This window comes from Pseudomonas sp. D1-1, from assembly GCF_051132225.1.
Taxonomy (GTDB): domain Bacteria; phylum Pseudomonadota; class Gammaproteobacteria; order Pseudomonadales; family Pseudomonadaceae; genus Aquipseudomonas.
The window spans coordinates 5674209-5691601 of record NZ_CP071676.1 but is presented as its reverse complement, the minus strand read 5'-3'; the positions used below and the strand labels follow the sequence as shown (position 1 = coordinate 5691601).

Sequence of the window (17393 nt, the reverse complement as noted above, 5' to 3'; positions counted from 1 at the left end):
CACTCAAAGACGAACTTGTCCTTCGTATACGCGTACGGCCGGGCCGGTCATCATCACCGGTTGGCCAGGGCCTGCCCATTCGATGGACAGGCGCCCGCCAGGCAGGTCGATCAGCAATGGCGAATCCATCCACCCCTGGCTGATCGCGGCGACGGCCGCGGCGCAGGCGCCGGTGCCGCACGCCTGGGTTTCCCCGGCGCCGCGTTCCCAGACGCGCAGTTGCGCACGATGCCGGTCTATGACCTGCAGGAAGCCGACGTTCACCCGGGCCGGGAAGCGCGAATGATGCTCGATCTTCGGCCCCAGTTCGTGCACGGGCGCACTGTTTATATCATCCACCCGCAGCACGGCATGGGGGTTGCCCATGGACACCGCCGCCAGTTCCACCGGCGTACCGTCGACGTCGACGGTATAGCTCAGGGCCTGGGCCGGTGCCTGGAACGGAATGTCCGCCGGAACCAGGCGTGGGGCGCCCATGTTGACGCCGATCTGGCCGTCGCTGCGGACATCCAGTTCGATGATGCCGCTTTTGGTCTCGACGCGAATCTGCCGTTTGGCAGTCAGGCGCTTGTCCAGCACGAAGCGGGCGAAGCAGCGCGCACCGTTGCCGCATTGCTCCACTTCGGAACCGTCGGCATTGAAGATCCGGTAGCGGAAATCCACGTCCGGGTTGTTCGGCGCCTCGACGATCAGCAACTGGTCGAAGCCGATGCCGGTGTGGCGGTCGCCCCATTGCTTGGCATGCTTGGGCAGGATGTGCGCGTGCTGGCTGACCAGGTCGAGGACCATGAAGTCATTGCCCAGGCCGTGCATCTTGGTAAAACGCAGCAGCATGGTATTACTCCGGCAACAGGCTTTCGCCGGCAAACAGCTCGGCTACCGTCTCGCGGCGGCGCACTTCGAATGCCTGATCACCGTCCACCAGCACCTCGGCGCAACGGCCGCGGGTGTTGTAGTTGGAACTCATGACAAACCCGTAGGCACCCGCCGAATGCACGGCCAGCAGATCGCCTTCTTCCAGCGCCAGCTCCCGACCCTTGGCCAGGAAGTCGCCGGTTTCGCAGATCGGCCCGACGATGTCGTAGGCGCGGGCCGCGGTATCGCGTGGGCGCACCGCGGTGACATCCATCCAGGCCTGGTACAGCGCCGGACGGATCAGGTCATTCATGGCCGCGTCGACGATGGCGAAATCCTTGTGCTCGGTGTGCTTGAGGTACTCGATCTGGGTCAGCAGCACGCCGGCATTGGCGACGATGTAGCGACCGGGCTCGAACATCAATGCCAGGTCGCGGCCTTCGAGGCGCTCGCGCACGGTCTTGATGTAGTCGGCCACCAATGGCGGTTCTTCGTCGCGATAACGCACGCCGACACCGCCGCCCAGGTCGATGTGACGCAGGTAGATGCCGCAGTCGCCGAGGCGATCGACCAGCGCCAGCAGGCGGTCGAGGGCGTCGATGAACGGTTCGAGGGTGGTCAGTTGCGAGCCGATGTGGCAATCGACGCCGAGCACTTCCAGGTTTGGCAGCTGGGCTGCGCGCACGTACACGTCCTCGGCGTCGGCAATGGCGATGCCGAACTTGTTTTCCTTGAGGCCAGTGGAAATGTACGGGTGGGTGCCGGCGTCGACGTCCGGGTTCACGCGCAAGGAAACCGGTGCGCGCACGCCCAGCTCGGCGGCGACGACCTGCAACCGCTCCAGCTCGTCGGTGGATTCGATGTTGAAGCAATGCACACCGACTTGCAGCGCGCGGCGCATGTCTTCGCGGGTCTTGCCGACACCGGAGAAAACGATCTTGTCGGCGCTGCCACCCGCGGCCAGCACACGCTCCAGCTCGCCTCCGGAGACGATGTCGAAGCCGGCGCCAAGGCGCGCCAGGACGTTGAGCACGCCCAGGTTCGAGTTGGCTTTTACCGCGAAGCACACCAGGTGCGGCATGCCTTCGAGGGCATCGGCGAAGGTGCGGTACTGGGCTTCGATATGGGCACGGGAATAGACGTAGGTCGGCGTGCCGAAACGTTCGGCTATCGCGGACAGGGCAACCCCTTCCGCGAACAGCTCCCCGCCACGGTAGTTAAAAGCGTCCATGGCGGTCCCTTAGTAAGTGGTGTGGGTGTCGTGCGCGTGTGACTTGGATTGCGACGACTTGGCCTGTTCTTCAGGGGACTTGCTGTCATCAGGCAGGTACAGCGGACCTTTTTGACCACAGGCTGTCACAAGGCAGGCAACCGCGACGAGCGCAGCAAGGGAAGAGATCAGGCGCTTCATGGCGAAATCCTTGAAAATGCGTTAATTGCGCCGGAGTATACCGGCCACCCGTCAGCTTGCCTATGCAACGGGGCGCCCGTCCGGCGGCGCTGGTGGTCTCAACCGGTATATCCTTTGCAATCGCCGGGAAGCGTCCGTATCTTGCGGCGCTTGAGCATGAGCAGACATTTTCGAGGTTGCCGCAATGAGTTTGACTGAAGCCCGTTTCCACGACCTGGTCGATGCGACCCAGCAAACGCTGGAAGATATCTTCGACGAGAGCGACATGGATATCGACCTGGAAAGCTCCGCTGGTGTACTGACCGTCAAGTTCGAGAACGGTAGCCAGCTGATCTTCAGCCGCCAGGAACCGTTGCGGCAGTTGTGGCTGGCGGCGGTGTCCGGTGGTTTTCACTTCGACTATGACGAGGAAAGCGAGCGCTGGATGTGCGACAAGAGTGAAGAGCAGTTGGGCGAGATGCTCGAACGCATCGTCAAGCAGCAGGCGGACGCTGAGCTCGATTTCGAAGGACTGTGACCGCGTGAGCCAGCCAGCCCCGGCGCGGCCACCCAAGCCGCTCTACAGCAACGTCAGCCCCGCCGTTCCGTCGCCTTGCACCAGCGTGTGCAAGCTGGATGAGCAGAAGGTCTGCCTCGGCTGTTTCCGGCACGTGGAAGATATCCGCGAATGGCGCTCGGCGGATGATGAGCGCCGGCGGGTGATCTGTGCCGAGGCCGCCAAACGCAAGTCTTTGTCATGATGCCCGTGGCGAGGGAGCTTGCTCCCGCTCGGCTGCGAAGCAGTCGCAAGATTCTTGGGGTCGCTTCGCAACCCAGCGGGAGCAAGCTCCCTCGCCACAAAAGCCTTCCACCAGATGGGCAAAAACCATCCGGGTTGTATATTTATTGAGCTGTGGTAGTGTCCAGCAACGCCTCAACTCATCGAGGCGCGTGAAAACCCCGTCTTATGTGGCGGGGTTTTGCTTTTTTCGTGCAGAAGAAAGGAGTCTGCCTGGATCATGACCGCACCTTCCATCACCCTGACTCGCTTGGACGTACAACGTCTGGAGCGCTTGATCGACAGCCTGGATGACACGCTTCCCGGTGTGATCGCGTTGCAAACCGAACTGGATCGCGCCGAGACACTGGTCGGCCACGATGAAGTGCCCGCCGATGTCGTGACCATGAATTCACGCGTGCACTGCCGCGAGGAAAGCAGCGGCAAGGATTACCATCTGACGCTGGTCTACCCGAAGGACGCCAACGCCGACCAGGGCCGGATTTCGATCCTGGCGCCGGTGGGCAGTGCCTTGCTGGGCTTGAAGGTGGGGCAGCACATCGACTGGCCGGCGCCGGGTGGCAAGACCTTGAAGCTGACGTTGCTGGAAGTCGAGTCCCAGCCGGCCAATGGCGGTGATTTCCCGTCCTGAACCCCGTCAGACCTGATTCAATGCTTCGTTCAGTGCGCGCTCCAGGTCGGCCTTGTAGCGCAGGAACAAAATGCTTGGGCAGGCACCGTCACCGACCAGGCCGGAGAGGTCCAGGTCGGTGATATAGCAGCGATAGCGTTCGGCGTCGCGGCGCTGCCCGACGATTTCCCTGGCGACCACATGAAACAGTTGGTCGCCGTGCTCCAGCTCCGAAAATTCCCGCTGATCGCAATAGAGGGTGACGTGCACTTGCCCGTGCGCCGCTTTGCCGATGATCGCCTGCACGTCGTAGAAGGGCTTGTTGACCGGCGTCTGCGGCGCCTGCCGTGATTCGACCCGCCGGGCCCGCCCGTTACCCGAAGGCAGGAGCTGGTAATAAAGGATTTCCAGGGTCAGCGGCTGGGTGGCGTCCATCGGCAGCAAGGCGTCGCGGCGATACAGCACCGACTGCAGGAAGCGCTGCAGCGGCACCAGCAGGCTTTGGTCATCGTGATAGGGCAGGCGCTGCTGCCACAACGCGTTGAATTCATCGAGCACATACAGCTCCGCTTCGTCCTCGTAGACCCGGTAGAACACCTGGATGCACTCGGGCTGGCCCATGGGCAGGATCAGGGCCGCGTCGTGTTCTTCCATGGCCATCGCGTCCAGATGCAGCGGGCTGTACGCCGTCAACTCTTCGCCCAGGTAGTCCATCAACGCCGGCAGGCTGCTCAACGCCACATGGTTGACCTGGCCGGGCACCAGCTCTAGCACGTGATAATGCTGCTGGACCTGAAGCAGGTAGCGGTAGTTGAGTTTGCTCAGGAGCAAGGTCTGGGCGGTCTCGATGACTTCTTCAACCCGTCGCGCGATGAACTGCGCACGGTTGTGGCAGAAACAGCGCACCTGTAAGCGTGGCTGACGCTGCGTAAGGGGCAAGTCGTTGAGGTAGTCGCGCAGGCAATCGAGCAAGGCGTGCTCGCCGTCGAACCGGTTGACCAGCACTTCATTCCAGCTGTTGAGGGTGACCTGGTCGAGGGTCAAGACCAGGTTTTCGCGGACACCGGCGTAGCTCAAGGAGTCGGTGCGCTCGGTGGTCATCAGGATGTTCAAGTCGCGGTGATGCTTGAGCGGGTCGACGCCGACGTTCACCAGTATCAACACTTCGCTGGGTACGCTGGCATGCAGCAGCTGTTCTTCATCAACCGTGGCCAGGGGCAGGGCGATGGACTGTTGCAGGCTGCCCAGCAGGTTGAACAGCTCGAACTCGCTCAGGTCGCTGTCGCCGGGGTGCAGCGCCAGGCGCGTGCTGCTGTCGATCACCCCGTTGCGGTGGCTCCAGGTGAGCAATTCGAGCAATTCGCGGCTGCGCTTGATCGGCGCGAAATTCTCCCATTCCAAGGCATTCAGGCTGCCGTTGTACAAGCCCCACTGGTTCTGCCCCGGCTCTTTCTTGTTCGGCGACTGGACCAGGGTCAGGGTGTCTTCGGCCAGGTCCGGGGCAATTCCGGGATTGATGAACTCGACCTTGTCGGCCTTGCGCTCGAAGGCCGCATACAGACGTCGGCCAAGGACATTGAGGTCGCGCTTGTTGATCAGGCTGACGGTCTTTTCGGTGCGGGCGAACTGGGTCAGGAAGCGATAGCTGTAGGTCAGCTCGTTGACCAGTGCGCGCCGCTCATTGCTGACCTGGCGGACCTTCCATTGACTGCGGCTGTCGAGCAACGCGAGTTGGCGTTGATCCCAGCCCCAATCCCGCGCCAGGCGCTCAAGCAGATTGCGTTGCCAACCGCTGCTGCGGGCATGGCCGGTGAGCTTGCGATTGACCTTCAGGTACAGCGCGCGGCGAATCAGCTCCAGGCGTTCCGGTTCGCCACGGGCGTTGAGGTATTCCTCGAGACGGCGGTAAACCACCATGTACGGGTCCAGCTCGTCCAGGTCCAGGCGATTGGCGAACACCGCCTGCTTGAAGCGCAGGCTCAGGCAGCGCACGTCCGGGTGTTCGCTGGCGTAGACCTCGGTCAGCAAAAGCTTGAGCACGGATTTGTAGGGTGACTCGATGCCCTTGAACAACTGCCAGAGCCCGGCGCCGATGAATTCGCCCGGCGGGATGTAAGCCAGATGCCCCAGGTCGAGGGTTTCGTCGGCACGGATGAAGCGCTTGGAGATCAGCGTGTGGGTGTATTGCTGATAATTCTCTTCTTCATAGACCGGCACCAGCCACCAGATCGGCGTGCGCCCGGCCAGCCAGATGGCGGTGCGGTAGAACTCGTCCAGCAACAGATAATGCTGGGTGGTGCCGCAGTCATCGGAGCTGAGCTGGTTATCCCGTTCGCCGCGGACGAATCGCGCCGGGTCGATGAGGAAAAAGTGAGCCTCGGCGCCTTGGGTGGCGGCCCAGATTTCCAGCAGCTGGCATTTCTTGCGTAGCTCGGCGAGTTCATCGTCGCTCAAGTCCGGGCCGTGGCACACCCACACATCCATGTCGCTCTGGTCGGCCTGGGCGAGTGTGCCGAGGCTGCCCATCAGGAACAGGCCGAGGATTGGCCGCGGAGGGTTGCTGCCATGGCGCGGCTTATACGAAAACGAGCGGGTCAGCCGCTGGGCCTCGGCGAGGACATTGGCGTCGGGCTCGTAATTCGACAACCCGGCGGGCGTGCTGCCGGAGACGTAGCCGGGCAGCAGTGGATGGTTGACGTGAAAGAACAGCGGAAGCAGCGTCAATACGCCCTGCTGGCGGGTCGACAACCCTTCCAGGGCGCGCTCCATGCGGCCGGAATTGAGCTTGAGGAAACGCGCGCGCAACTGGCTCAGGACCTTGCGGTCGATTCCCTGGTCCAGATCGGGGCGTATTTCGTGATTGCGGGTCATGTCAGCTCAAACCGGCTCGCGGCGTCGCACGTGGGGAAGCACAAGTGATGGCAGGTTAGCGCCCGAATCGTGGAATTCTTGAGCTGAAAATGATTTTGACGCCAGGATTTTTACGAAAGAAGCCATGCGCCTGCGGAAACCCCGAGGCAAAGGGATTTCCGTGGGCGGGAGGAGATCAGGCGGTTTCTTCGGCGCGGAGTATCGTCAGGACAGTTTGCACATTTTGCGCGGCATCACGCCCCAGGCTGGTCAGATAACCGCCATCGGGTTGGTCTATCAGGTCTTTTTCAAACAGGCGCTTGGCAGCGGCGATGGCTTTCGGGGCAGCGGTCTGATGAATTTTCAGGCCTTCCTGGGAACTGTCCAGGTTGAAGAGTGCAAGGATTTCCAGTTCGGCAACCAGCTCAGGGGTAAGCGACATAAGGACTCCAGACTTTCTAGGAATTTGGTCGACAGCGTCACTAAGGTGAGCGCACTCGGCCGAGCTGTCCAGTGTCAGTGTGGTGCTTTTTTGTTTAAAGCGATTTTTTTGTGGCGAGGGAGCTTGCTCCCGCTGGGTTGCGAAGCGACCCCGAAAATTTGCGACTGCTGCGCCCGAAGCGTCGGACGGCCGAGCGGGAGCAAGCTCCCTCACCACAAGAGCGGCGTTGCCCGTCGGGTCATTTCTTTTCCGGCGGCAGCTCAGGCAAGGCGCGCAGGGCGGCTTCGTACCACTCGGTATTGAACGGACGGTCTTCTTCCAGGATCGCGTCGATTTCAACCGCCAGCACGTGGGCCATCAGGTTGAGGATTTCGTCACGCTCATAACCGACCAGGGTCAACTTGTTGAAGGTGGCCTTGGCCGCTGGCGGGTTGTCGCTTTCGATCTGGTTCTCGATGGCCTGGATCAGCGTGGATTCGACGAACTCTTCTTCGTCCTGTTCGATATCGCTTGGCTCGCTCATGGCAGCCTCCTGTAGAAATGGCCGCCAGTTTACCTGCATTCAGCAGCGTGATGCGCCTGGCGCGAAATGTCCCGCCGGTCTATAACCGAAGGCTGCCAACCCCGCACGGCCTGGAGGCTATGGAATGCTCAAGCTTTATGGTTTTTCTGTCAGCAATTATTACAACATGGTCAAGCTGGCGCTGCTGGAGAAGGGGCTGCCCTTCGAAGAGGTCCAGTTCTTTGGCGCCCAAACCCCGGAAGCCCTGGCTATCAGCCCGCGCGGCAAGGTGCCGGTATTGAAGACCGAGCAGGGCTTTATCAACGAGACCAGCGTCATTCTGGAATATATCGAGCAAACCCAGCCGGGCAAGGCCCTGCTGCCCAACGACCCGTTCGAGCGCGCCCAGGTGCTGGCCTTGTGCCGGGAAATCGAGTTGTACATCGAGCTGCCGGGACGTGCCTGCTATCCCGAAGCGTTTTTTGGCATGGCGGTGCCCGAGGCGATCAAGGACAAGGCCAAGGGCGAGTTATTGCTCGGGTTTGCCTCGCTTGGCCGGCACGGAAAATTCTCGCCTTATGTGGCGGGTGACAGCCTGAGCATTGCCGACCTGTATTTCTACTACAGCCTTTCGCTGGCCTTGCCGGTGGGCAAGAAGGTTTTCGATATCGACTTGCTGGCAGAGATGCCGAAGGCCAGGGCCTTGATGGAGCTGCTCGGGCAGAATCCGCACGTACAGCGGATTGCGGCGGATCGAGAGGCGGAAATGCCGGCGTTCCTGGCGAAGATTGCTGCCAGGAAGTGAGTGGTTTCGTTGTCCTGACGACCGCTATCGCGAGCAAGCTCGCTCCCACATTTGATCTCCATGTTCACAAAATTTGTGTTCACTGAAATCCCTGTGGGAGCGAGCTTGCTCGCGATGCTCTTGCTTTAGCGGCTGGCGAGAAGCGCCTGGCCACGAACGACCGCTGCTTTTACCTGCGCCGGCGCCGTACCGCCAACATGATCACGGGCATTGACCGAGCCTTCCAGTGTCAACACCGCGAACACGTCCTGCTCGATCTGGTCGCTGAACTGGCGCAGTTCGTCCAGGCTCATTTCCGCCAGGTCCTTGCCGTTGTCGACGCCGTACTTCACGGCATGGCCGACAATCTCATGGCAATCACGGAACGGCAGGCCACGGCGGACCAGGTAATCGGCCAGGTCGGTAGCGGTGGAGAAGCCGCGCAGGGCCGCTTCGCGCATGACCGCATGCTTGGGCTTGATGGCTGGGATCATGTCGGCGAACGCTCGCAGCGAATCGCGCAAGGTATCGGCGGCGTCGAACAGCGGCTCCTTGTCTTCCTGGTTGTCCTTGTTGTAGGCCAGTGGCTGGCCTTTCATCAGGGTCAGCAGGCCCATCAGCGCGCCGAATACCCGGCCGCTCTTGCCCCGTACCAGCTCCGGCACGTCGGGGTTTTTCTTTTGCGGCATGATCGAGCTGCCGGTGCAGAAGCGGTCGGGCAGATCGATGAACTGGAATTGCGCGCTGGTCCACAGCACCAGCTCTTCGGAGAAGCGCGACAGGTGCATCATCGCGATGCTCGCGGCGGAGCAGAATTCGATGGCGAAGTCGCGGTCCGAAACGTTATCCAGCGAGTTGCCGCCCACCACATCGAAGCCCAGCAGTTGCGCGGTATATTCACGGTCGATCGGATAGGTCGTGCCGGCCAGCGCGGCGCTGCCCAGGGGCATGCGATTGGTGCGTTTGCGGCAGTCGACCAGGCGCTCGTAGTCGCGGCTGAGCATCTCGAACCAGGCGAGCATGTGATGCCCAAACGTTACAGGTTGCGCGGTTTGCAAGTGCGTGAAGCCCGGCATGATGCTCTCCGCCTCGCGCTCGGCCTGTTCCAGCAGGCCTTTTTGCAGGCGGGTGATTTCAGCCAGGATCAGGTCGATTTCATCGCGCAGCCATAAGCGGATGTCAGTGGCGACCTGGTCGTTACGGCTGCGACCGGTGTGCAGCTTCTTGCCGGTCACGCCGATGCGGTCGGTCAGGCGCGCTTCGATGTTCATGTGCACGTCTTCAAGGTCCACGCGCCAGTCGAACTGGCCGGCCTCGATCTCGCCCTGGATGGTCTTCAGGCCATCGATGATGCTGTCGCGCTCGGCATCGGTCAGCACGCCGACCTTGGCCAGCATGGTGGCGTGGGCGATCGAGCCCATGATGTCGTGGCGATACAGGCGCTGGTCAAAGTTGACGGAGGCGGTGAAGCGGGCGACGAAGGCGTCGACGGGTTCACTGAAGCGGCCGCCCCAGGACTGATTGGTCTTGTCAGTGCTCATGAATTCGCTCGTGATCGGCTGAAGAAAAAGTAGCGGTTAAGGCTGCGGCGGATGATAGCAGGGTTGCCGGGGCTGGCGCTGGCAATGGTCGGCAGGTTTTTTACCCGGAAAAGCCACGCATTTGCCGGGTTTTTGCACAACGATATTTTTCGATTGAGCAATATCGTCGTGGCAACCGTCTACAGTGGACGTAGGGCTTTGCTTTTTCATCTTGGACGCATCGGACGCACCAAAAAAATGGGGGGTGCTCATATTGATCAGATCGAGTGTTAACAGTCCCTGTGGCGACGTTGTGCGACAACAGGCCTCGAGCTCCGGTAGGCAAGCGCTGGTAAAGATAGGCAACCACCTCGCGGCACTTTTTGGCCCTCGGACGAGTCTTAGCGTGGATCGCGGTGACGGATGTCACTTCCCCTGTCTACGCTATCCTTGTGCGAGACTCACGCAGGAATCCAGCGCAATATGAATGTCCTGATCGTTGACGACGAACCACTGGTCCGCGAGCGCCTGAGCCGAATGCTTGGCGAACTCGAGGGTTACAGTGTCCTGGAGCCGAGCGCCACCAATGGCGAAGAGGCGTTGGCCCTTATCGACAGCCACAAGCCGGATATCGTGCTGCTCGACATCCGCATGCCTGGCCTGGACGGGCTGCAGGTCGCGGCCAAGCTGTGCGAGCGCGAGTCGCCTCCCGCGGTGGTGTTCTGTACCACCCGGGACGATTTTCCTCCGGAGGTGTTGCAGGCCGGTGCCGTGGGCTATCTGATCAAACCGGTTTCCGTCGAGGCGCTGGAAGAAGCGTTGCGCAAGGCTGAGCGACCGAACCGCGTGCAACTGGCGGCGCTTACCCGCCCGGCCGCCGAGAGCGGCAGCGGCCCGCGCAGCCACATCAGCGCACGGACCCGAAAAGGTATCGAGCTGATTCCGTTGAACCAGGTGGTCTACTTCATTGCCGACCACAAATACGTGACCTTGCGCCACGAAAGCGGAGAAGTGCTACTGGACGAGCCGCTCAAGGCGCTGGAGGACGAGTTCGGCGAACGGTTCGTACGCATCCACCGCAACGCCTTGGTGGCTCGCGAGCGTATCGAGCGTTTGCAACGCACCCCCCTCGGGCACTTCCAGCTTTACCTCAAGGGGCTCAATGGCGACGCGCTGATCGTCAGCCGGCGGCATGTGGCGGGCGTGCGCAAGATGATGCAACAGCTTTAGCGTGTTCCGCAGCGTTCCATCTCCAGGATTGGCGGCCAGGGAGGCCTTTGCGTCGTGATTCAAGTCAAAGCGGATTTGGCTGAGCTGTTATTATCTGCCGTATCTTTTAAGTACGGATTGATCCATGTCCCCTCGCGAGATCCGCATCGCCACCCGTAAAAGCGCCTTGGCTCTCTGGCAGGCCAAGTACGTCAAAACCCGCCTGGAAGCGGCCCACCCTGGCCTGATCGTATCGCTGGTGCCGATGGTCAGTCGCGGTGACAAACTGCTCGATTCGCCACTGTCGAAGATTGGTGGCAAGGGCCTGTTCGTCAAGGAGCTGGAAACCGCCCTGCTGGACAACGAAGCCGACATCGCCGTGCATTCGATGAAAGATGTGCCCATGGACTTCCCGGAAGGCCTGGGCCTTTTTTGCATCTGCGAGCGGGAAGACCCGCGTGATGCGTTTGTCTCCAACAGCTTTTCCAGTCTTGAAGCATTGCCCCCGGGAAGTGTGGTCGGCACTTCCAGCCTGCGTCGCCAGGCGCAGTTGCTGGCGCGGCGTCCGGACCTGCAGATCCGCTTCCTGCGCGGCAACGTCAACACGCGCCTGGCCAAGCTCGATGCTGGCGAATACGACGCGATCATCCTCGCCGCCGCCGGCCTGATCCGGCTCGGGTTTGAAGATCGCATCACCTCGGCCATCAGCGTCGATGACAGCCTGCCGGCCGGTGGGCAGGGCGCGGTGGGCATCGAATGCCGTAGCGCCGACAGCGAAATCCATGCGCTGCTGGCGCCGCTGCACCACGACGACACCGCCACGCGGGTCTTCGCCGAGCGCGCCCTGAACAAGCATCTGAACGGCGGATGCCAAGTGCCGATTGCCTGCTACGCCGTGCTCGAAGGCGAGCAGGTCTGGCTGCGTGGCCTGGTGGGCGATCCCAGCGGCGGCCAACTGCTCAGCGCCCAGGCCCGAGCACCGCGCCGCGATGCCGAGGCGCTGGGCGTGCGGGTGGCCGAAGACCTGCTGAGCCAGGGCGCCGATGACATCCTCAAGAAAGTCTACGGCGAGGCTGGCCACGCGTGACGGGCTGGCGGCTGCTGCTGACCCGGCCGACGGACGAATCGGCGGCCCTGGCGGCTGTGCTGGCGGATGCGGGGATCTACAGCAGCAGCCTGCCGCTGCTGGATATCGAGCCGGTCCCGGTGACCGAGTCCGGGCAGGCGATCCTCCGTGAATTGAATCAGTATTGCGCCGTGATCGTGGTCAGCAAGCCCGCCGCGCGCTTGTGCGTGGAGCTGCTGCGTCAGTATTGGCCGCAACCTCCGGTCTTGCCATGGTTCAGCGTGGGCGCCGCAACCGGACAGATTCTTGCCGATGCCGGCCTCAGCGTGTTTTATCCCGATAACGGCGACGACAGCGAAGCCTTGCTTGAGCTCGGGGCGTTGCGCCAGGTGCTCGACCGGCCCGATCCCCGTGTCTTGATCGTCCGTGGTGAGGGTGGGCGCGGATTGCTGGCAGAGCGTTTGCGCGAGCAAGGTGCTAGTGTCGACTATCTTGAGCTGTACCGGCGCGGCCTGCCGCAATACGCCGAGGGCGAACTGCCGGCCAGGGTCGAAGCGGAACGCTTGAACGCGCTGGTGGTCAGCAGTGGGCAGAGCTTCGAGCATCTGCGCCGGCTCGCCGGTGAAGCGTGGCCCGCCCTGGCGCGGCTGCCGTTGTTCGTTCCAAGCCCCAGGGTCGCCGACATGGCGCGTGCCGCCGGGGCCCGGACAGTTATTGATTGCCGTGGCGCCAGCGCCGCGGCTTTGCTGGCGGCATTACGGGAACAATCCGTGCCGTTTTCCAATGCAAAGGATGGATACGTGAGCGAAACAGCCTTGCCAAAAGATCAGGACCAGCCAGCGCTCGATGCGCCGCTTGAAACGGCGCCGCCGATAGCACCGCGTCGCGGCAACGGGCTGGCGATTGTCGCGTTGTTGTTGGGGGCTGCCGGCGTCGCCGTGGGTGGCTGGGGTGTATGGCAAGTGCGTCATCTGCAAGCCAGCACCCAGCAGCAATCCGCCCAGGTCCAGTCGCTCAATGACCAGGCCCAGGGCCTCAAGCTCAATGAGCAACGCCTGAGCGCGCGCCTGGAGCAATTGCCTCCGGCCGAAGAACTGGAGGAGCGCCGCCGCCAGGTTGCCCAGTTGCAAGGCGACCAGCAGCGTCTCAACCAGCGCCTGGAAACCGTGCTGGGTGCCAGCCGCAAGGACTGGCGCCTGGCCGAAGCCGAGCATTTGTTGCGCCTGGCCAGCCTGCGTCTTTCCGCCCTGCAGGACATCAGCAGTGCCCAGGCACTGGTACAGGGCGCCGATGAAATCCTGCGCGAGCAGAACGACCCGGGCTCATTCGCTGCCCGCGAACAATTGGCCAAGACCCTCGCTGCGCTGCGCAGCACCGAGCAGCCGGATCGCACCGGGCTGTTCCTGCAACTGGGTGCCTTGCGTGACCAGGTGCTGCAGTTGACCGAGCTCGCGCCCGAATACAAGGACCGTGGCGAGTCGCTGCTGGGGCTGACGAGCGACGGCGATGGTGCCAGTCGCTGGGCGCAGTGGTGGGACCGGATCTCGCGTTATATCCGCATCGATTTCAATGCCGATGAAAACGTCCGTCCACTCCTGGCCGGACAGAGCCTGGTCCAGGTGCGCCTGGCCTTGAGCCTGGCACTGGAGCAGGCGCAATGGGCCGCGCTCAATGGTCAGGCGGCGGTGTACACCCAGGCGCTGGCCGAGGCGCGTGACGTGCTCAGGAACAACTTCAACCAGGACAACCCGCAAAGCAAGATCATGCTCGAGCGGGTTGGCGAGTTGAGCAAGTTGCCCGTGACAGTGGTCACGCCGGACCTGACCGGCACCCTGAGCGCCGTCCAGGCCTACCTCGAGCGCCGCAACCTGAATGCTGAAGACTCGGTCAAACCGCTGCCCAAGGCGGGCGGGCAGGAGACCGCGCCATGAAGCGTCTCTACGTGATTCTGTTCGTGGTCATCGCGGCCGCAGCCTTGCTGGGCGTGGCGATTTCCGAGCATTCGGGTTACGTGCTGGTGGCGTACAAGAGCTTCCGCTACGAAGCCGGCCTGTGGGTCACCCTCGCACTGATCGCGGTGATCTGGCTGTTGTGGCGCGCAGTGTTTGCTCTGGTCGGGCTGGTAACCACGTCCACTGGCGTGGTCAACCCGTGGTCGCGACGCAACCGGAGTCGTCGCGTACAAGTTGCAATCGAACATGGCCAGTTGGACCTGGCCGAAGGCCGTTGGGCCAGCGCCCAGCGGCATCTTCACCGCGCCGCCGAAGCCGAGCGCCAGCCCTTGTTGTATTACCTCGGCGCCGCCCGCGCGGCCAATGAACAAGGCCTCTATGAGCAAAGCGACAGTCTGCTTGAGCGCGCTCTGGAGCGGCAGCCCCAGGCCGAGCTGGCCATCGCGCTGACTCACGCCCAGTTGCAGACGGACCGGGGTGACACCGACGGTGCGTTGAGCACGCTGCAAGCCATGCATGAACGCCATCCTCACAATGCCCAGACCCTGCGTCAGTTGCAGCGCTTGCACCAGCAGCGCGGTGATTGGTCGGCGGTGATCCGGCTGTTGCCGGAGCTGCGCAAGGACAAGGTCCTGCCGCCCGCCGAACTGGCTGAGCTGGAACGGCGGGCCTGGGGTGAAAACCTCACCTTGGCTGCCCATCGCGAAGCTGACGGAAGCGTCGGCTTGCAATCGCTCGATCGGGCCTGGCAACAGCTCACCTCAGCCCAACGCCAGGAACCGGCAATGGTGCTCGCCTATGCCGAGCAACTTCGTCAGCTGGGCGCCCAGGCGCAGGCTGAGGAGGTATTGCGGGTTGCGCTCAAGCGTCACTACGACAGCCACCTGGCGCGTTTGTACGGACTGGTTCGCGGCGCTGACCCGAGCCGCCAGTTGCAAGCGGCCGAGGGCTGGCTCAAGGAGCATCCGAATGACCCGAGCCTGCTCCTGACGCTGGGGCGTCTGTGCTTGCAAAACAGCTTGTGGGGCAAGGCGCGGGATTATCTCGAAAGCAGCCTGCGCATCCAGCGCAACCCTGAGGCTTGTGCCGAACTGGCCCGCTTGCTGGCGCAACTGGGCGATGCGGAGCGCAGCAACCAGTTATTTCAAGAGGGGCTGGGGCTGCTGGACGAGCGCTTGCTGGCGGCACCCTTGCCGGTTCCGAGCACTTGAATTACTAATGAATCATCGTGGCGAGGAAGCTTGCTTCCTTGCCGCATTTCCATCCCGTCGAAGGTGAATTGGGTCCGTTATGCGGCCGCTGAAGCTCTCTTCAGTAAAATCCTACAGCCTGTTGCGCCAAGTCTCGTGGTGCTTGTCGGGTATTCCTTACATCTTTGACGAAGTCTCCGCAACGCCTCGTCTTGAAAGGTCCGAGGGCTTTCCTCTACCGTAACCGCTTGTCTTTTCTGTTACGGAACCGCCATGTCTTTGGCCAGCTCTCGCTCTCTGTTTCTCCTGGCTTCCATCGCCGCGGCTCTGGTTTTGGGGATCACGTTTTACCTGGAATATGCGGTCGGTCTGACCCCGTGCAGCCTGTGCATTTTGCAGCGGTTATGCCTGACGCTGTTCCTGATGACCTGTCTTGCCGCTTGCGTGCATGGCCCGGCTCTGAGAGGTAGCGTTGTGTATGCGGCGGTGGGCGTGGTCTTCGTCTCGGGAGGGCTGGCGCTGGCGTGGTATCACGTCCTTGCGCAGAGCGATTCGATCGAGCTGTTGCCCGACTGCCTCGCCAAGCTCAGGGGCGCCGATTTGTGGTGGCACGCCATGCATCGCGCGCTTGACGGAGCGATCGATTGCACGAGCGTCTCCTGGACGCTGTTTCGTCTGAGCATCCCTGAATGGAGCCTGCTGTTTTTTATCGCGCTCTTCATCTCGATGACTTATCTGCTGCTGCGCCTGGCCTGGAATGCCCTGGTGCCACCGCTCGGCGACGAGACGTCGCAGTTGGTCCGAAGGCTGGATCAAACACTTGTATGAACTTTATAGCCTGCGTACCTTGAAGCAGTTGTCGTGCGGGCATAATCTGGCCGGCACGTATCATTGGAATCATGCCACTCGATCTGGTTGTGTCTGGCTCGTTCCTGGTCATCCAGGTGTGCTCCAGACTGCGAGGGGTGTGACTCAGAAGGGAAGAAATCACCATGCTCGAAAGTTGTCAGAATGCTCAGGAACGCTGGGGTGGGGTGCATCTGCTGATCGACCGCTGGTTGCAGGAGCGTCATGAACTGGTTCGAGCCTATGATGCTCTTGGCGACAAGCCTGAAGCACTGAGTGAAAGTCGCAAGCCTTTGCAGGAATTTTGCGGTGTGCTGGTGGACTATGTGTCGGCCGGTCATTTCGAGATCTACGAGCAACTGACGGGCGAGGCCAAGGCCTTCAATGACAAACGCGGCCTGGAACTGGCCGATACGATTTATCCGCGCATCGACGTCATCACCGAGAAGCTGTTGGCCTTCAATGACCTCTGTGATGAAGGTAAATGCGTAGCGGAAAAATTCAAGGAACTGGGCGGTTTGTTGCATGAGCGTTTCGAGCTGGAGGATTGCCTGATCGAGGTGCTGCACAACGCCCACAAGGAAGAGGCTACCGCCCAGGCTTGAGGGCTTGGCGGTGACATGAAACGGTGCGCTTTGCGCGCCGTTTTTCGTTTAACGGCTTCAGGTCGTTGCGCCCAGCAATTCAATTTCGAACACCAGCGGCGTGAAGGGTGGAATCAGGTCCCCGGCACCTTCGGCGCCATAGGCCAGGGCCGAAGGAATCACCAATCGCCACTTCGCGCCCACCGGCATCTGCGGCAGTGCGCTGCGCCACCCATCAATCACGCTGTCAAGATTGAACCACTGCGCCTGATGGTTGGAATCGAACACGGTGCCGTCCGGCAATTGACCGACATACCGCACCTGGACCTTGCCGTGGGGGCCGGCCTTCGCGCCGCTGCCCGGCTTGAGTTCGGTCAGCAGGATGCCGTCCGATAATTGCTGGACGCCCGGCCGGCCTTTTTCCTCATCGAGAAATTTCCGCTCGCTCTTCAGCGCCATTTGCGTTTGCGGCGTGGACGACTGCGCCAGGAGTTGCGCCTGATGTTCGGCCAGGATCCGTTCGATGCGTTCATCTGCCAGGGCCAACGGTTTACCCAGATAGGCCTGCTGCAAGCCTTCGACCAGCGCCTGGATCTGCAGGTCCGGCACGTCCTGACGCAGGCGCTCGCCCAGGCTGGCGCCGAGGCTGTAGGCCAGGTCGCGACCGTCGTTGGCGTCGGATTTTTCAGCGGCCTGAGCCAGGGAGAAAACCATGCAAAGAAATAAAAAAAGGTGACGCGACATGTGTACGTTCTCCGCCCTCGATTTTAGGGATTATGCCAGTGTCGATAACG

General features: G+C 61.8%; 19 protein-coding genes and 2 pseudogenes. 13 read left to right on the top strand and 8 right to left on the bottom strand.

Annotated elements, in window-relative coordinates; genetic code table 11:
* Positions 1-3: 3 nt before the first annotated feature.
* From dapF to lptM, 3 genes are read right to left on the bottom strand one after another with little or no spacing between them, the layout of a single operon-like run.
* Positions 4-834 (bottom strand): diaminopimelate epimerase, encoded by an 831-nt coding sequence (gene dapF, locus J3P86_RS25780; RefSeq protein ID WP_434627152.1) that lies wholly within the window; start codon positions 832-834, stop codon positions 4-6.
* 4 nt (positions 835-838) lie between these two features.
* Complete coding sequence (gene lysA / locus J3P86_RS25775; protein ID WP_434699113.1) at positions 839-2086, bottom strand: diaminopimelate decarboxylase; 1248 nt, start codon at positions 2084-2086, stop codon at positions 839-841.
* Between the two features lie 9 nt (positions 2087-2095).
* Positions 2096-2266 (bottom strand): LPS translocon maturation chaperone LptM, encoded by a 171-nt coding sequence (lptM, locus tag J3P86_RS25770; RefSeq protein WP_047226132.1) that lies wholly within the window; start codon positions 2264-2266, stop codon positions 2096-2098.
* 184 nt (positions 2267-2450) lie between these two features.
* Here lptM and cyaY point away from each other — a divergent pair, with 184 nt between their 5' ends.
* The 3 genes from cyaY to rnk all read left to right on the top strand — a co-directional run bounded on the left by cyaY (position 2451) and on the right by rnk (position 3675).
* Positions 2451-2783, top strand: a complete 333-nt coding sequence (cyaY, locus tag J3P86_RS25765; protein ID WP_434699112.1) for an iron donor protein CyaY — start codon at positions 2451-2453, stop codon at positions 2781-2783.
* 4 nt (positions 2784-2787) lie between these two features.
* Positions 2788-3006, top strand: coding sequence for a DUF1289 domain-containing protein (locus tag J3P86_RS25760; protein ID WP_305497964.1), 219 nt, complete (start codon positions 2788-2790; stop codon positions 3004-3006).
* A 258-nt stretch (positions 3007-3264) separates the two neighbouring features.
* The gene (rnk, locus tag J3P86_RS25755) at positions 3265-3675 is read left to right on the top strand and encodes a nucleoside diphosphate kinase regulator (RefSeq protein WP_434627157.1); all 411 of its coding nucleotides are present in this window, start codon (positions 3265-3267) and stop codon (positions 3673-3675) included.
* A 6-nt stretch (positions 3676-3681) separates the two neighbouring features.
* On the opposite strand, the gene J3P86_RS25750 is transcribed toward rnk, so the two are convergent.
* The 3 genes from J3P86_RS25750 to J3P86_RS25740 form a co-directional block, all read right to left on the bottom strand.
* Positions 3682-6525, bottom strand: coding sequence for a class I adenylate cyclase (locus J3P86_RS25750; protein WP_434699111.1), 2844 nt, complete (start codon positions 6523-6525; stop codon positions 3682-3684).
* Positions 6526-6700: 175 nt separating this feature from the next.
* Complete coding sequence (locus J3P86_RS25745; RefSeq protein ID WP_150724924.1) at positions 6701-6946, bottom strand: TIGR02647 family protein; 246 nt, start codon at positions 6944-6946, stop codon at positions 6701-6703.
* Between the two features lie 238 nt (positions 6947-7184).
* Positions 7185-7469, bottom strand: a complete 285-nt coding sequence (locus J3P86_RS25740) for a hypothetical protein (protein WP_434627163.1) — start codon at positions 7467-7469, stop codon at positions 7185-7187.
* Between the two features lie 124 nt (positions 7470-7593).
* Between J3P86_RS25740 and J3P86_RS25735 the strand changes: the two genes are divergently transcribed.
* Positions 7594-8253, top strand: coding sequence for a glutathione S-transferase family protein (locus tag J3P86_RS25735; protein ID WP_434570968.1), 660 nt, complete (start codon positions 7594-7596; stop codon positions 8251-8253).
* Between the two features lie 125 nt (positions 8254-8378).
* On the opposite strand, the gene argH is transcribed toward J3P86_RS25735, so the two are convergent.
* The gene (gene argH / locus J3P86_RS25730) at positions 8379-9773 is read right to left on the bottom strand and encodes an argininosuccinate lyase (RefSeq protein ID WP_434699110.1); all 1395 of its coding nucleotides are present in this window, start codon (positions 9771-9773) and stop codon (positions 8379-8381) included.
* 51 nt (positions 9774-9824) lie between these two features.
* Between argH and J3P86_RS25725 the strand changes: the two genes are divergently transcribed.
* The 9 genes and pseudogenes from J3P86_RS25725 to rsd all read left to right on the top strand — a co-directional run bounded on the left by J3P86_RS25725 (position 9825) and on the right by rsd (position 16620).
* On the top strand, positions 9825-10046 hold the full coding sequence (locus tag J3P86_RS25725) for a hypothetical protein (protein ID WP_434602214.1): 222 nt from the start codon (positions 9825-9827) through the stop codon (positions 10044-10046).
* A 43-nt stretch (positions 10047-10089) separates the two neighbouring features.
* Positions 10090-10239: pseudogene (locus tag J3P86_RS25720) on the top strand (sensor histidine kinase); the annotation flags it as partial.
* On the top strand, positions 10236-10982 hold the full coding sequence (locus J3P86_RS25715; protein ID WP_305497976.1) for a LytR/AlgR family response regulator transcription factor: 747 nt from the start codon (positions 10236-10238) through the stop codon (positions 10980-10982). The pseudogene J3P86_RS25720 and the gene J3P86_RS25715, both read left to right, overlap by 4 nt.
* Before the next feature lie 124 nt (positions 10983-11106).
* On the top strand, positions 11107-12048 hold the full coding sequence (gene hemC / locus J3P86_RS25710; RefSeq protein ID WP_434699109.1) for a hydroxymethylbilane synthase: 942 nt from the start codon (positions 11107-11109) through the stop codon (positions 12046-12048).
* Positions 12045-12743, top strand: a pseudogene (locus J3P86_RS25705) (uroporphyrinogen-III synthase); the annotation flags it as partial. The gene hemC and the pseudogene J3P86_RS25705, both read left to right, overlap by 4 nt.
* A gap of 84 nt (positions 12744-12827) precedes the next feature.
* A complete protein-coding gene (locus J3P86_RS25700) occupies positions 12828-13958 on the top strand; it encodes a uroporphyrinogen-III C-methyltransferase (RefSeq protein ID WP_434700686.1) in 1131 nt (376 codons plus the stop codon).
* Entirely contained in the window at positions 13955-15190 is a 1236-nt protein-coding gene (locus J3P86_RS25695; protein ID WP_434627172.1) for a heme biosynthesis protein HemY, read from the top strand. Before J3P86_RS25700 ends, J3P86_RS25695 begins: the two co-directional genes overlap by 4 nt.
* A gap of 252 nt (positions 15191-15442) precedes the next feature.
* Positions 15443-15997 (top strand): disulfide bond formation protein B, encoded by a 555-nt coding sequence (locus J3P86_RS25690; RefSeq protein WP_434627174.1) that lies wholly within the window; start codon positions 15443-15445, stop codon positions 15995-15997.
* 164 nt (positions 15998-16161) lie between these two features.
* Complete coding sequence (gene rsd / locus J3P86_RS25685; RefSeq protein WP_305497980.1) at positions 16162-16620, top strand: sigma D regulator; 459 nt, start codon at positions 16162-16164, stop codon at positions 16618-16620.
* Positions 16621-16677: 57 nt separating this feature from the next.
* On the opposite strand, the gene J3P86_RS25680 is transcribed toward rsd, so the two are convergent.
* Positions 16678-17343: an FKBP-type peptidyl-prolyl cis-trans isomerase gene (locus J3P86_RS25680; protein ID WP_434699108.1), complete on the bottom strand. Its 666-nt coding sequence runs from the start codon at positions 17341-17343 to the stop codon at positions 16678-16680.
* Positions 17344-17393: the final 50 nt, after the last annotated feature.